Source organism: Bradyrhizobium sp. NBAIM08 (assembly GCF_020193935.1).
Classification (GTDB): Bacteria; Pseudomonadota; Alphaproteobacteria; order Rhizobiales; family Xanthobacteraceae; genus Bradyrhizobium; species Bradyrhizobium yuanmingense.
This window is the reverse complement of the sequence record NZ_JADYVR010000001.1, coordinates 1,115,573-1,128,868: the sequence shown is the minus strand read 5'-3', so window position 1 is coordinate 1,128,868 and position 13,296 is coordinate 1,115,573. Positions and strand designations below refer to the sequence as shown.

The following is a 13,296-nucleotide window of genomic DNA, read 5'->3' as shown; positions in this document are numbered from 1 at the left end:
GCCAAGTTGTCTGCTGGCGGCCGGCGTATGGCCGCCCGGAAGCTTACTGGAGCACAGGAATGCGGGCGATAACCTTGATCTCGAAGTCGAAGCCGGCAAGCCAGTTCACGCCGACAGCCGTCCAGTTCGGATAGGGAGGATCGCCGATCTCCTCGGCGCGAACGGCCATCACCGTCTCGATCTGGCTCGCCGGATCGGTGTGGAACGTGGTGACATCGACGACATCGTCCAGCGTGCATCCACCAGCGGCGAGCACGGCACGCAAATTGGCGAACGCGCGCCGGACCTGGTCCTCGAATACCGGTTCGGGTGAGCCGTCCTCGCGGCTGCCGACCTGCCCCGACACGAACAGCAGGTCACCGGAGCGGATCGCTGCCGAGTAGCGATGCACTTTGTAGAGCGCGTGGCGGTTGGCGGGGAAGATTGCCTCTCGCTGGGGCATGGCAGGGCCTTTCGGTTGATGGGCGTGAGCGGATCGTGGGTGTTCCATGGCTGGCGCGTCACGGCAATTTCAGATACGTTTCGTATGTGAGATATCGCTCACATACGAGGCGTATGTCAAGGGGGCAGGGCATGGCAAAGGGGAAGCGCGCCGCGGCCATGGCGGAAAACCGGGCCAGGCTCATCCGCGCCGCACGCGCGGCATTTGCCACGCAGGGCTATGCAGACGCGTCGATGGACGAACTCACTGCGGCCGTCGGTCTGACGCGGGGCGCGCTGTATCACAACTTCGAAGACAAGAAGGGGCTGCTCTGGGCCGTCGTCGAGCAGATCGACGGTGAAATGGCGGAGCGGCTCCGCATCGTTCGGGAGCGAGCGCCCAGCCCGTGGCTGGGCCTGCTCGCCGAGGGAAGCGCCTATATCGAAATGGCGCTCGAACCTGAGATCCAGCGCATCATGCTCCTGGATGGACCTGCCGTGCTCGGCGATCCCTCCAAATGGCCCGGCGAGAACGCCTGTCTCGATATCACCATGCGAACGATCCGTGCGCTGATCGAGCAGGGAATCGTGAAGCCGGTCGATGTCGAAGCGGCGGGGCGGTTGCTGAACGGGGCTGCGCTCAGCGCCGCCTTGTGGGTCGCGGCCGCCGACGATCCCAAGAGCGTGCTGAGCAAGGCTGTTGATGCGTTTCGAGTGCTGGCGAGTGGATTGCTACGCGAGGCGCGTGAACCTGCATAGGTTTTGCGGCGACTGACCCCTCGTCACCATTAAGGCGCGCGTCCGGGTTCGCTGATTCTTGCCGGTTGACGCAACTCAAAGTTGTTTCATCGGTTCGATTGCGATATCAGGAGGCCGGCTGTCGTTGTGCTTTCCGGATGTCACATGCCCGTTGCTTTGGTCGTTCTGCTGCTCGATATCACGCTGATCTATCACGCCTCGCGAACCGGACGGTTGCGGCCCTGGGCCTTCATCATCCTGCTGGTGCCGATGATGGGCGCGATCGCCTATATCGCGGTCGAGCTCATTCCTGAATGGTTTTCCAGCCCCGGTGCCCGGCAGGCGCGCCAGCGTGTCGCCAATCGCCTCGATCCCGAGAAGCGCTATCGCGAGCTGTCCGACCAACTCGCCGGCACCGACACCATCGCCAACCGTGCGGCGCTGGCGGAAGAGTGCGCGAATATCGGCCGGTTCGGCGAAGCTGAAGCGCATTATGATCACATCCTGAAGCTGCCGATGGGCCACGATCCCGCCTACGCGCTGCGCAGGGCGCAGGCGCAATTTGCCGCCAGCCGCCCGGCCGATGCGCTGGCGACGCTGGACGATCTGCAGAAGCAATGGCCCGATTTCGATTCCGCCGACGCGCATCTGCTCTATGCCCGCGCGCTCGCCGAGGTCGGACGTGTCGACGAGGCGCTGGAGGAATATCACGCGCTCGCCGGCTACTTCCCCGGCGCCGAGGCGCGGGTGCGCTACGGCATGCTGCTGCAAACGGTCGGCCGCACCGCAGAGGCGCGCATGGTCTTCAACGAGCTCCTGATCCAGATGCGGCGCGCGCCGAAATATCTGCGCAAGGCGCAGGCCGAGTGGCTGTCGATCGCGGAGAAGCAGTTGTCGGCGTGAGGAGTCCGGCCCGCGTGAGTTGTTTTGATGCCTTGGGCGATTCCTTTTGATTGTTCGGCCCACATTTGAGAGAACGTTGTGCCCGCTGACGTCGCCGAGCGGCGTCGTCATTCGCAGCAACGCCAGGAAGCATGCAACATGGTGAGTGATACAAACGTCCGCGCTGGTCAGTGCCATTGCGGAGCGGTGCGTTTCCAGGCGACGCTGAGTGACGGTTTCAATTCGATCCGCCGCTGCACCTGCTCTTACTGCCGGATGCGCGGTGCGGTCGTCGTCATGGCGGAGATGGGCGGCATCAAGTTCCTGAAGGGCGAGGATGCGCTGACGAGCTACCGTTTCCATACCAGATCAGCGCAGCATTTCTTCTGTTCCCGCTGCGGAATCTACACGCATCATCAGCGTCGATCGGACCAGAATCTGTATGCTGTCAACGTGGCTTGCCTTGACGGGGTAAGTCCATTCGATTTTCCTGAGGTGCCCGTCATGGACGGTGTCAATCACACCAACGACACCGGCAAACCGACGCGCCGTGCAGGTACCCTCCGCTTTATTCCGGCGGATTGACCATCACTGTCGGCTACCGCCACTTCACCCGCTCAGCAGGCACCGTCATCGCGGCAACACCGGCCATCACCAGCAATAACCCCAGCGCGAGGTTCGACGGCACGCTCTCGCCGAGCAGCAGCACCGAGAGGCCGACGCCGATCGGGATGCGCAAATAGCCTTGGGCGTTGGTCGTCAGCGTGCCGAGCCGGCCGAGGCAGACATAGAACAACATCAGGCCCAATGCGCTGGAGACGATGCCCATGACGATGGTGGCGACGATCGCGGTCAGAGTCGGTTGCAGCGTCCAGGGCTGGTCGATGATCAGCGCGGGCGGCAGCAGCACGAGACCGCCGAACAGCAGAGAGCCGGTTGCCACCACCATCGGATCGTACTCGGAGAGACGGAGGCCGAAGATGGTCGCGCAGGCAAAGGAAATGGTGGCAAGCAGGATCGCGATCTCCGCTACGATCTCGCTGCCAAGGCCATGCAAAGCATCGAGCCCGACGATCGCGACGGTGCCGGCCAGTCCCAGGATCGCGCCCGCGAGCTTGAGCAGCGTCGCCGGCTCGTGCCGCGTGATCAGCGAGGTGATCAGGAAGGCGAAGATCGGCGTCGTCGAAGCCAGCACCACCGTGTTCGACGCCGGCACGTATTGCTGCGACCAGGTGATGACCAGAAACGGAAAGGTCGAGTTGATCAGCTGCTGGGTCGCAAACAGCTTCCACGCCTTCACGTCGGTCGGCAGCTTGACGCCGCGCATCCGCAGGATCGCGAACAGAAAGAGGAACGCGATCAGCGAGCGCGCCGAGATGAAGGTGATCGGCGGAATGGTGGGAAGCGCGAGCTTGGTCAGCGGATAGGTCGAGCTCCAGCAGCAGGCGAGCGCGAGCAGCAACGCATAGTCGCGCCAGCTTCGCACGCCGGTAGCGGCTGTGGACGGCAACGGCGTCGATGCGGCCGCCGTCGCGCGACCCGCCTCGGATGTGCTCTGCGGCACCTTGTTCTTGCTCCCCGGCGCCAAAGCGCTTGGTGGGAAGTCTGGGCGAGGGCGCGCGAAAAGGGAAGGCGGAGAGCTATGCGTTTGGATGAGGGAGTGCCGTCCGCTTCATCCGCTTGATCGTTCCGGAAAAGGTGAGCAGCACGCGCTCGCCGGACATCATCTTGCCGCGCAGGAAGATCAGCGAGCCGCCGGCGCGGGTGACCTCGCCGGTGCATTCGATGAGCTCGCCCTCGCGTGCCGCATCGAGGAACTCGCAGGCGAAATTGGTCGTCACCGCCCGGCTGTCCAGGACGTGGGTGGCGATCGCAAACAGGGAGTAGTCGGCAAAGGCCATGTAGCAGCCGCCATGGACGTTGCCGGAGCCATTGAGGTGCTTCTTCTCGACGCGGAAGGCGCTGCGGACGCTGCCGTCCGCTTCGATCCGGTGCCAGAAGGGGCCGACATGGGACTCAAAACTGTCGCGAATCCAGGTCCGCCAGCCCACAAATTCGCCCTCGGTGGCGACGTGGAGGTCGGGGCGGCGGGGCGGGGGCGCTTTGGTCAATTCGTGCAAGGAAATAGGCCTTCAATTGCGGGTCTTTAGACCTTAAATCCGATCCGACCGCGCCGAGCAATTCCCGTTCCCGCCGGCCCTGCCGGCGCAAAACGTGGGACAGCGGGAAAATGCGCCATAAAGGGCTTTTCGAAGCCGTCCGATGTTCCTAAGAACGGCCAAACCGCCGCCGAAAGCCTCGAATCCATGAAGAACGAACCCAAGATCACCCCGGAACTGGTTGCCGCCCATGGGCTCAAGCCCGACGAGTATGAGCGCATCCTGAAGCTGATCGGGCGGGAGCCGACCTTCACCGAGCTCGGCATCTTCTCGGCGATGTGGAACGAGCATTGCTCGTACAAATCCTCGCGAATCCATCTGCGCGGCCTGCCAACCAAGGCGCCCTGGGTGATCCAGGGCCCCGGCGAGAATGCCGGCGTGATCGACATCGGCGACGGCCAGGCTGTGGTCTTCAAGATGGAGAGCCACAACCATCCGAGCTATATCGAGCCGTATCAGGGCGCGACCACCGGCGTCGGCGGCATCCTGCGCGACGTCTTCACCATGGGCGCGCGCCCGATCGCCTGCCTCAATGCGCTGAGCTTCGGCGCGCCCGAGCACCCGAAGACGCGACATCTGGTCTCCGGCGTGGTGGCGGGCGTCGGCGGCTACGGCAATTCATTCGGCGTGCCGACGGTCGGCGGCCAGGTCCGCTTCCACACCCGCTACGACGGCAACATCCTCGTCAATGCCATGGCGGTCGGCCTCGCCGATGCCGACAAGATCTTCTATGCCGCGGCCTCCGGCGTGAACATGCCGATCGTCTATTTGGGCTCCAAGACCGGCCGCGACGGCATCCACGGCGCCTCGATGGCCTCGGCCGAGTTCGACGACAAGTCCGAGGAGAAGCGCCCGACCGTGCAGGTCGGCGATCCCTTCGCCGAGAAGCTGCTGCTAGAGGCCTGCCTCGAGATCATGGAGAAGGGCTGCGTCATCGCGATCCAGGACATGGGCGCGGCGGGCCTGACCTGTTCGGCGGTGGAGATGGGCGCCAAGGGCGACCTCGGCGTCGACCTTGATCTCGATGCGGTGCCGACTCGCGAGACCGGCATGAGCGCCTACGAGATGATGCTCTCGGAGAGCCAGGAGCGCATGCTCATGGTGCTCAAGCCCGAGAAGGAGAAGGAAGCCGAGGCGATCTTCAAGAAGTGGGGCCTCGACTTCGCCGTGGTTGGCTACACGACGCCGAGCAAGCGCTTCGTGGTCAAGCATGGCGGCGACGTCATGGCCGATTTGCCGATCAAGGAGCTTGGCGACGAGGCGCCGGTCTATGACCGCCCGCACGTCCCGTCCACAGCGCTGCCGGTCGTGCACGCCCGCGACGTGCCGGCGCCGATGGGGCTCGGTGCGGCGCTGGAGAAGCTGATCGGCACGCCGGACATGTGCTCTAAGCGCTGGGTGTGGGAGCAGTACGATCACGTCATCCTCGGCAACACCATGCAGCGTCCCGGTGGCGACGCCGCCGTCGTGCGCGTGCAGGACGGGCCGAAAGGGCTGGCCCTGACCGTGGACGTCACGCCGCGCTATTGCGAGGCCGATCCTTATCAAGGCGGGATGCAGGCGGTCGCGGAAGCCTGGCGCAACATCACCGCTGTCGGCGGCAAGCCGCTCGCGATCACCGACAATCTCAACTTCGGCAACCCTGAAAGGCCCGAGATCATGGGCCAGTTCGTCGGCTGCCTGAAGGGCATCTCGGAAGCCTGCCGCACGCTGGACTTCCCGGTCGTGTCCGGCAACGTCTCGCTCTACAACGAGACCAACGGCCGCGCGATCCTCCCCACGCCCTCGATCGGTGGTGTCGGCCTGCTCGACGACTTCACCAAGTCGGCGTCGCTCGCCTTCAAGGCAGAGGGCGAGGCGATCCTCCTGATCGGCGAGACCCATGGCTGGCTCGGCCAGTCCGTCTATTTGCGCGACGTTTGCGGCCGCGAGGAGGGTGCGCCGCCGCCGGTCGATCTTGCCGCCGAGAAGCGCAACGGTGATTGCGTGCGCGGCATGATCCATGCGGGCACCGCGACTGCGGTGCATGATTTGTCGGACGGCGGCCTCCTGATCGCGCTGGCCGAGATGGCGATGGCGGGCGGCATCGGCGCCAAGCTGCTGGCGGCACCGACTGCGCTGGTGCCGCAGGCCTATTGGTTCGGCGAGGACCAGGCGCGCTATCTCGTCACCGTGCCGGAAACCGAAGCCGGCCGCGTGCTCGCCAAGATGCGCGGCTGCGAGGTGCCCTGCGTGCGGATCGGCACCACCGGCGGCGATGCCATCGCGATCGCGGGCGAGACGCCGGTTACGATCGACAGCTTGCGCAAGTCGTTCGAGCGCTGGCTGCCGGAATATATGAGCGGCAAGGCGGCGTAAGGCGCTGCCACAAATCAGATCTGTAGCCCGGATGGAGCGTAAGCGTAATCCGGGACCGCTATCACTTGTGGCGAGGTCCCGGATTGCGCTGCGCTCCATCCGGGCTACGGACCGAGGGACCGCGCCTCACAACACGCGTGACGCGCCCGGGATCTGCCGCAACGCGCGCGTCAGCGCCCAGCTCGCCGCGACAGTCAGTACAAAGCCGATCGTGGCCTTGACGATCGCCGGCAGGTCATAGTCGAACAGCCAGTATTGCAGCCACAGCGCGATCGGATAGTGCACAAGGAACATGCCGAACGCGTCGCCCTGCATTGGATCGAGCAGCCTGGCTGAGCCTGATTGCTTGAATCTCTGGAAAAGGGCCAGGATCAGAAACATGATGGCCACGCTGAAGACGGTGAAGCAGATGGCATAAAGCGCTTCATACCAGTCCGGCAACGGCGACGGGTTGCCCATTATTTCGCGCTTGATGAAGATCAGCCCCCACAACAGGCAATACGGAACGATCGCCAGGACCATCCAGTCCCAGCTGACCTTCGCCATGCGGCCGTCGACAGAGAGCAGCCCACGATCCATTTGCGCAACGCCGATGCCGGCACCGAAAAAGAAATAGGTCGCGTACAGCATCACGCGCCCGTGCTGGACCGAGAACGGCCCGAACTCGAACCAGCTGCTGTGTCCGTAGTGAACCAGCCCGGGAATGTAGAACGCGGCGGTGACCGCCAGCATGACCGCAAAGAACACGGCGGGCCGGCGGCGACCATGTAGCGAGAGGCGATTGATCGGATCGAGCAGGTTGGGTGACAGCCGGTACAAAAGGCAGGCAACCAGGTCGAAGGCGAACAAGACCCACAGGAACCAGATCGGGCCGCTCGGCCACGGGCCCTTCGTGACCATATTCCACCAGAATTCCGCAAAACCGATCTCGGGATGGTGCCGCAGGGAGATCGCGTAATAGGCGAGCGGAATGACTGTAAAGGCGCAGATCGCGAAGGGTAGGCCAAGCCGAAGCAGGCGATCTGCCAAATAGCTCCGGACTCCCTTCCGGGCGATGCCAGACCAGGCGAACAGTCCCGACAGGAAGAAGAACATCGCCATGAAGAAACTGTCGGTGGCGAGCACGATCATGTCGAAGCCGAAGAAATAGCTCGGATCGGTATGACCGAAATAGGTATAGGGGATCACCGCGTGATGCAGCAGCACCACCAGAGTAAGGAAGGTGCGGGCGCGATCGATCGCCAGATTGCGCACCTTGCTCGTGGGCGCGGCATGCACCTCCGCGCCGATCGTCGCTGAATGTGACATCGTCATCGTGGCCGCCCCGATCCTGACCTCGGCTGGACTGTGCCGCCGGGAACTCGATTCAGCAAGGGCCGTTTGTTTCGGAGGTCGCCCCCGACTACCTCTAGGAACCAGTTCCTCGCAGCAATGTTAGCGTTCGCCGAAAACAGCGTAGGCCGTGAGACGCGGCAGTTCGGAGCTGGCGATGTCGATCCTGAAATGGGCCCTGATCTTCCTACTTGTCTCGATCGTGGCCGGCGTGCTCGGCTTCACCGGAATCTCGGCCGCCTCCGCCGATATCGCGCGCTTCCTGTTCTACGTCTTCGTGGCGATCTTCCTGGTGCTGCTGATACTGGGACTCACGATCTTCAGGACGTAGCTGATTCAGCCCTCTCCGCCGTCATGGCCAGGCTTGACCCGGCCATCCACGCCTTACCGCGTACAGAACGTGGATGCCCGGGCCTTCGCCTAGCCGGAGCGGCTTCGACCGCGCAGGCGGGACAAGCCCGGGCATGACGGTCGTGGGTTGCGGCGCTTATCCCACTTCCTCGATCTTCACCTTGTCCGGATAGAACGCGAGATGGCCTGAAATCTCCGTCATCGCGGGGAAGGGTATCTCGTAGGTCCAGATCGCGTTGTCCAGCGTCTTGCCGTCGGCCTTGACGCTGTAATAGTTCGCGTCCCCCTTGTAGGGGCAATGGGTGACGCGGTCGGTACGCTCCAACAGGGCCATGTTGGCGTCCTCCCGCGGTACATATTGCACTGCCGGATATCTGGCCTCCTTCAAGGTCAGCGCCTTGCTGGTCTCGGCGATCACGATGTCGCCCGCCGTGACGCGGACGCGCCGGGGATTTGGGGTGATGGTGATCGGGTGGTCGGGCCCTGGAAGCTTCATGATTTCACGCCTTTTCGATCAATCTGCCGCGCGCGGCACTTTGTCGTGCCTTTGTCCTGATGGGATCAGGGATATAGTGCCGGAAGGCGTGACGTAGAAGGCCGTTCACGCTAAGTTTGACCTTGCCGGCGAGGGGACCCCCGGCAGCGATTCGATGATGAGGCTGCTTTGCAGCCGAGATAAGGAGCAAGACCCGAATGCCCATGGACGCCCACGATATCGAGGCGATGATCAAGGCAGCGATCCCCGATGCCGAGGTGACCATCCGTGACCTCGCCGGCGACGGCGACCACTATGCCGCGACCGTGATCTCGGAATCCTTCCGTGGCAAATCGCGCGTCCAGCAGCACCAGATCGTCTACCAGTCCCTGCGTGGCCAGATGGGCGGCGTGCTGCACGCGCTGGCGCTGCAAACCGGCGTGCCAGGTAACTGACGAAGCTGCACCTGACCTGACCAGCGCCACGAGGGGACGATGATGGCTGCGGACAATCCGCACGGCGCGATGTTCCGCGTCATTGTGCCGAACCAGCACAGCCGCGTCACTTTCGTCGAGCTGTTCTTCGACCTTGTCTTCGTCTTCGCCGTCACGCAGATATCGCACACGCTGCTGCACCATTTCACGCCGCTCGGCGCCGTGCACGTCGCGGTGCTGTTTCTCGCGGTGTGGTGGCTGTGGGTTTTCACCGCCTGGGTTACCAACTGGCTCAATCCCGAGCTGACCCCGGTCCGGCTCCTGCTCTTTGCGATGATGTTGGGCGGCCTCGTGCTGTCGACCACGATCCCGACCGCCTTCGAGGGCCGTGGCCTGTGGTTCGCGATTGCCTATGCGGCCATGCAGGTGGGGCGTACCGCGTTCTGGCTGCTCGCAACGCCGCTGCATCGAACAGCGGTGCGGCATAACGCAATCCGCATCCTGACCTGGCTGTCGATCTCCGCGGCGTTGTGGATCGCGGGCGGCCTGGCCGAGGGCGAGAGGCGGCTGTGGCTGTGGATCGCGGCGGTTACCTGGGAATACATCTCGCCGGCCGCGCGGTTCTGGGTGCCGAAGCTGGGCTTTTCTTCCGTTGAGGCCTGGGCGGTCGAAGGCGGCCATATGGCCGAGCGTTGCGGTCTATTCGTCATCATCGCGCTCGGCGAGGCCATTATCGTCAACGGCGCGACCTTCGCTGAACTGGAGTGGACCGCGAGCAACATTCTCGCCTTCGTCTCAGCGCTGGTCGGCGCCATCGCGATGTGGTGGATCTATTTCCACAAGGGCGCGGAGGCCGGCTTGGAGCGGATCTCGAAGTCAAGCGAGTCCGGCCGCCTGGCGCGGCTCGCCTACACCTATCTGCATATGCCGATCATCGCCGGCATCATCCTGACCGCGGTCTCGGACGAACTGGTGCTGAAGCATCCGTCCGGCCATTCCGACGCCCGCACGGTTCTGAGCACGATCGGCGGCCCGCTGGTGTTTCTGATCGGCACCATCCTGTTCAAGCACGCGGTCCGCGGCTTCCTCCAGCTCTCGCACGGCATCGGCATCATCCTGCTGCTGGTGCTGTGGTGGTTCGCGTCGGAACTGTCGCCGCTGTGGCTGTCAATGGCGACGAGCGCCATCTTAATCGTGGTGGCGGTGTGGGAGTCGGTGTCGCTGGGGTCGAAGGTGGAGGAGGCCGGGGAGCATTGAAGCCCGGCCTTACTCCGCGACCTCCAGCGCGTGCACCGAGAACATCTTCGCCGCATCCGTCCAGCTCTCGCGGACCCGCCAGCCCGCGCCCTGGGCCAGCGCGGCAAAACGCGCGATGCTGTATTTGTAGCTGTTCTCTGTGTGGATGCTTTCGCCCGGGCGGAACGAGAAGCTGGTGCCCAGCAGGCGCACGGTCTGGCTCTTCCTGCTGATCAGGTGCATCTCGATGCGGTGCCGCTCGCGGTTGTAGATCGCGCGATGGGTGAAGGCGGACAGGTCGAAATTGCCGCCGAGCTCGCGGTTGATGCGCACCAGCACATTGAGGTTGAAGCGCGCGGTGACGCCGGCCGCATCGTTATAGGCGTCGAAGAGGATCCGCTCGTCCTTCTCGAGATCGGCGCCGATGATCATCTGCGCGCCCTTGCCGAGGATCTTGCGCGCGCTTCTCAGGAAGGCCTGCGCTTCCTGCGGCTCGAAATTGCCGATGGTCGAGCCGGGGAAGAAGCCGACCTTCGGCATGGATGCAACCTGCTTGGGCAGCTCGAACGGCGTCGTGAAATCGGCCGCCACCGGATAGATGCCGAGCGCCGGGAAATCCCGCTTCAGGCCGCTCGCCTGTGCCTTCAGGAAGTCGCCGGAGATGTCGACTGGGACATAGGCTGCGAATTTGCAATGATCGAGCAGCAGGCGCACCTTCGTGGTCGCGCCGGCGCCGAACTCGACCAGCGCGGCGTGCTCCGGGATGATGCTTGCGATCTCGCTTCCGCGCTCCTTCAGGATCGATAGCTCGGTGCGCGTCGGATAATATTCCGGCAGCTTGGTGATCGCCTCGAACAGCTCCGATCCGGTCGCGTCATAGAAATATTTCGGCGACAGCTTTTTCGGCTGCTGCGAGAGGTCCTCGATGGCCTCACGGGCGAAAGCGGTGGTCTGCTCGTCGGGAAGATGGGCCTCGGCCAAAGCGCTGGCGTGCACATTCATGATACTCTCCTGAACGCGCTGTCCGGCGCGCATCTGTCGTCGGAATACTTAGTCGTAATCGGCAAGCCGCAGCCCGGTGAACTGCCAGCGGTGGTGCGGATAGAAGAAGTTGCGATAGGTGGTACGGCTGTGGCCTTGCGGAGTTGCAAGCGAGGAGCCGCGCAGCACCAGCTGGTTGACCATGAACTTGCCGTTGTACTCGCCGAGCGCGCCCTCGACGGCGCGATAGCCGGGGTAGGGCGCGTACGAGCTGCGGGTCCATTGCCAGACGAGGCCGAAGGCGTCGTTGAGCTGGCCAGCGCGGGCCGCGACCTCCCATTCCATCTCGGTCGGCAGGTGTTTTCCGGACCAGCGCGCGAAGGCGTCCGCTTCGTAATAGCTGATGTGGCAGACCGGCGCGTCCGGATCGACCGGCTTGAGGCCGGCCAGCGTCATCACCTGCCATGCGCCGTCGACCTCGCGCCAATAGCCGGGGGCTTGCCAATCTTCCTTGCTGGCCGCGGCAAAGCCGTCCATCAGCCACAGGGTTGCGGTCCGGTAGCCGCCGTCCTGCATGAAGGCGAGCCATTCGGCATTGGTGACCAGATTGCGGGCGATCCTGACCGGACCGACCAGGACGCGGTGCGCCGGCTTCTCGTTGTCGAAATGAAAGCCGTCGTCGACATGGCCGACGGTGTGGATGCCTTCGTTCAGTGCGAGCCAGTCATCGCCGCCGCGCGTTGCGGCCGGGAAGCGCCAGGCCGGGTCATACGCCGGATAGATCGGGTTCTGCGCAAAGGCATGCAGGATGTCGGTGAACATCAGCTCCTGATGCTGCTGCTCGTGATTGAGCCCGACCTCGACCAGCGGCGCGATTGCGCGGAGCTTGTCCGCGCCGGCCTCGCGGAAGAATTTGCCGACGGCCGTATCGACGTATTTGCGATAGGCGCCGACCTCGTCGGCGCTGGGGCGGGTGATGTCGCCGCGATGATTGCGAGCATGTCGCGGGCCGGCGCTGACGTAGTAGGAATTGAACAGGAACGCGAAATCGGGGTGGAAGGGCCGGTAGCCCGCAGCATGCTCGCCGAGCAGGAATTGCTCCCAGAACCAGGTCGTATGGGCCCGGTGCCATTTGGTCGGGCTGGCATCCGGCATGGACTGGATCTGCTGGTCCTCGGGCGATAGCGGTGCGGCCCGGCGTTCGGTCTCATTGCGGACAGTCGAGAACGCCGCTTCCAGCCGCTGGGCGAGTTCGTCCTCGCGGGAGGACGGTGACGAACGCAGGGAGGCCGTGGCTGAGGCTTGTTTCGTCACGTTTTTCTCCAGACAGGACAAGAGAACGTTGTTCGCACGACCCGGTTCCATGAACAGGGTTCGTCCTAGATAGGGGCTCCGTTACGGTATGAAAGTCCTCTGCGGCGATGATATTGATGTCATCAGCCTATGGACCCGGCTGGGGTCAATCCGGCCGCGGGGACCCGTCGCCGCCATTTTACTTTGGATGCACAACGGTTTGGGCTACATATATGGGCAGGTATCGGGTTAAATCGGCTGAGCCGGCCCGAAGCAATTGGTGAGGGCTCTGCCCCAGAAGGACACGGATATGAGCATCGCGGAATTCATCGACAATGAAGTGAAGTCGAACGACGTGGTTCTGTTCATGAAGGGGACGCCGCAATTTCCGCAGTGCGGTTTCTCCGGCCAGGTGGTCCAGATCCTCGACCATATCGGTGTCGGCTATAAGGGGCTCAACGTTCTCGAATCCGCCGAGCTGCGCAACGGCATCAAGGAATATTCGAACTGGCCGACCATCCCGCAGCTCTATGTGAAGGGCGAGTTCATCGGCGGCTGCGACATCGTCCGCGAGATGTTCCAGGCCGGCGAATTGCAGCAGCTCTTCTCCGAGAAGGGCGTCGTCGTCGCGGCCTGA

Annotated in this window: 15 protein-coding genes; 8 read left to right on the top strand and 7 right to left on the bottom strand. The window is 63.7% G+C overall.

Annotation, left to right across the window (positions count from 1 at the left end; all coding sequences use genetic code 11):
- Nucleotides 1-43: 43 nt before the first annotated feature.
- Entirely contained in the window at nt 44-442 is a 399-nt protein-coding gene (locus tag I6F37_RS05585; RefSeq protein ID WP_036012940.1) for a RidA family protein, read from the bottom strand.
- Between the two features lie 131 nt (nt 443-573).
- Between I6F37_RS05585 and I6F37_RS05580 the strand changes: the two genes are divergently transcribed.
- From I6F37_RS05580 to I6F37_RS05570, 3 genes are all read left to right on the top strand, one after another.
- Nucleotides 574-1,179, top strand: a complete 606-nt coding sequence (locus tag I6F37_RS05580) for a TetR/AcrR family transcriptional regulator (RefSeq protein WP_036012938.1) — start codon at nt 574-576, stop codon at nt 1,177-1,179.
- A 144-nt stretch (nt 1,180-1,323) separates the two neighbouring features.
- Complete coding sequence (locus I6F37_RS05575) at nt 1,324-2,061, top strand: tetratricopeptide repeat protein (RefSeq protein ID WP_036012936.1); 738 nt, start codon at nt 1,324-1,326, stop codon at nt 2,059-2,061.
- A 138-nt stretch (nt 2,062-2,199) separates the two neighbouring features.
- Nucleotides 2,200-2,625, top strand: a complete 426-nt coding sequence (locus tag I6F37_RS05570) for a GFA family protein (protein WP_036012975.1) — start codon at nt 2,200-2,202, stop codon at nt 2,623-2,625.
- Between the two features lie 13 nt (nt 2,626-2,638).
- Here I6F37_RS05570 and I6F37_RS05565 read toward each other — a convergent pair whose 3' ends face one another.
- Together I6F37_RS05565 and I6F37_RS05560 are read right to left on the bottom strand one after the other, a co-directional pair.
- On the bottom strand, nt 2,639-3,604 hold the full coding sequence (locus I6F37_RS05565; protein ID WP_036012972.1) for a DMT family transporter: 966 nt from the start codon (nt 3,602-3,604) through the stop codon (nt 2,639-2,641).
- A 76-nt stretch (nt 3,605-3,680) separates the two neighbouring features.
- Nucleotides 3,681-4,160 (bottom strand): PaaI family thioesterase, encoded by a 480-nt coding sequence (locus I6F37_RS05560; RefSeq protein WP_036012934.1) that lies wholly within the window; start codon nt 4,158-4,160, stop codon nt 3,681-3,683.
- Nucleotides 4,161-4,346: 186 nt separating this feature from the next.
- On the opposite strand from I6F37_RS05560, the gene purL reads away from it, so the two are divergent.
- Nucleotides 4,347-6,557, top strand: a complete 2,211-nt coding sequence (gene purL, locus I6F37_RS05555; RefSeq protein ID WP_036012933.1) for a phosphoribosylformylglycinamidine synthase subunit PurL — start codon at nt 4,347-4,349, stop codon at nt 6,555-6,557.
- 126 nt (nt 6,558-6,683) lie between these two features.
- On the opposite strand, the gene I6F37_RS05550 is transcribed toward purL, so the two are convergent.
- Complete coding sequence (locus I6F37_RS05550; protein WP_085969166.1) at nt 6,684-7,871, bottom strand: acyltransferase; 1,188 nt, start codon at nt 7,869-7,871, stop codon at nt 6,684-6,686.
- Nucleotides 7,872-8,046: 175 nt separating this feature from the next.
- Between I6F37_RS05550 and I6F37_RS05545 the strand changes: the two genes are divergently transcribed.
- A complete protein-coding gene (locus I6F37_RS05545) occupies nt 8,047-8,220 on the top strand; it encodes a DUF1328 domain-containing protein (protein WP_036012969.1) in 174 nt (57 codons plus the stop codon).
- Between the two features lie 156 nt (nt 8,221-8,376).
- Here I6F37_RS05545 and I6F37_RS05540 read toward each other — a convergent pair whose 3' ends face one another.
- Nucleotides 8,377-8,736, bottom strand: a complete 360-nt coding sequence (locus I6F37_RS05540; protein ID WP_036012931.1) for a DUF427 domain-containing protein — start codon at nt 8,734-8,736, stop codon at nt 8,377-8,379.
- Nucleotides 8,737-8,933: 197 nt separating this feature from the next.
- On the opposite strand from I6F37_RS05540, the gene I6F37_RS05535 reads away from it, so the two are divergent.
- Nucleotides 8,934-9,170 carry a BolA family protein gene (locus tag I6F37_RS05535; protein ID WP_036012929.1) on the top strand — a complete coding sequence of 79 codons (237 nt, stop codon included), beginning with the start codon at nt 8,934-8,936 and terminating at the stop codon, nt 9,168-9,170.
- Between the two features lie 42 nt (nt 9,171-9,212).
- Nucleotides 9,213-10,406, top strand: coding sequence for a low temperature requirement protein A (locus I6F37_RS05530; RefSeq protein WP_192893417.1), 1,194 nt, complete (start codon nt 9,213-9,215; stop codon nt 10,404-10,406).
- A gap of 9 nt (nt 10,407-10,415) precedes the next feature.
- On the opposite strand, the gene egtD is transcribed toward I6F37_RS05530, so the two are convergent.
- On the bottom strand, nt 10,416-11,387 hold the full coding sequence (gene egtD / locus I6F37_RS05525; RefSeq protein ID WP_036012966.1) for an L-histidine N(alpha)-methyltransferase: 972 nt from the start codon (nt 11,385-11,387) through the stop codon (nt 10,416-10,418).
- A gap of 48 nt (nt 11,388-11,435) precedes the next feature.
- Nucleotides 11,436-12,731 (bottom strand): ergothioneine biosynthesis protein EgtB, encoded by a 1,296-nt coding sequence (gene egtB, locus I6F37_RS05520; protein ID WP_036012927.1) that lies wholly within the window; start codon nt 12,729-12,731, stop codon nt 11,436-11,438.
- A gap of 238 nt (nt 12,732-12,969) precedes the next feature.
- On the opposite strand from egtB, the gene grxD reads away from it, so the two are divergent.
- Nucleotides 12,970-13,296, top strand: coding sequence for a Grx4 family monothiol glutaredoxin (gene grxD, locus I6F37_RS05515; RefSeq protein ID WP_018647423.1), 327 nt, complete (start codon nt 12,970-12,972; stop codon nt 13,294-13,296).

Bases quoted from the DNA above. Each gene is read 5' to 3' on its own strand.
- I6F37_RS05540 (WP_036012931.1), bottom strand. From the start codon at position 8,736: ATGAAGCTTCCAGGGCCCGACCACCCGATCACCATCACCCCAAATCCC.
- egtD (WP_036012966.1), bottom strand. From the start codon at position 11,387: ATGAATGTGCACGCCAGCGCTTTGGCCGAGGCCCATCTTCCCGACGAG.
- I6F37_RS05535 (WP_036012929.1), top strand. From the start codon at position 8,934: ATGCCCATGGACGCCCACGATATCGAGGCGATGATCAAGGCAGCGATC.
- egtB (WP_036012927.1), bottom strand. From the start codon at position 12,731: ATGGAACCGGGTCGTGCGAACAACGTTCTCTTGTCCTGTCTGGAGAAA.
- I6F37_RS05550 (WP_085969166.1), bottom strand. From the start codon at position 7,871: ATGACGATGTCACATTCAGCGACGATCGGCGCGGAGGTGCATGCCGCG.
- I6F37_RS05545 (WP_036012969.1), top strand. From the start codon at position 8,047: ATGTCGATCCTGAAATGGGCCCTGATCTTCCTACTTGTCTCGATCGTG.
- I6F37_RS05585 (WP_036012940.1), bottom strand. From the start codon at position 442: ATGCCCCAGCGAGAGGCAATCTTCCCCGCCAACCGCCACGCGCTCTAC.
- I6F37_RS05570 (WP_036012975.1), top strand. From the start codon at position 2,200: ATGGTGAGTGATACAAACGTCCGCGCTGGTCAGTGCCATTGCGGAGCG.
- purL (WP_036012933.1), top strand. From the start codon at position 4,347: ATGAAGAACGAACCCAAGATCACCCCGGAACTGGTTGCCGCCCATGGG.
- I6F37_RS05530 (WP_192893417.1), top strand. From the start codon at position 9,213: ATGGCTGCGGACAATCCGCACGGCGCGATGTTCCGCGTCATTGTGCCG.
- I6F37_RS05575 (WP_036012936.1), top strand. From the start codon at position 1,324: ATGCCCGTTGCTTTGGTCGTTCTGCTGCTCGATATCACGCTGATCTAT.
- I6F37_RS05580 (WP_036012938.1), top strand. From the start codon at position 574: ATGGCAAAGGGGAAGCGCGCCGCGGCCATGGCGGAAAACCGGGCCAGG.
- grxD (WP_018647423.1), top strand. From the start codon at position 12,970: ATGAGCATCGCGGAATTCATCGACAATGAAGTGAAGTCGAACGACGTG.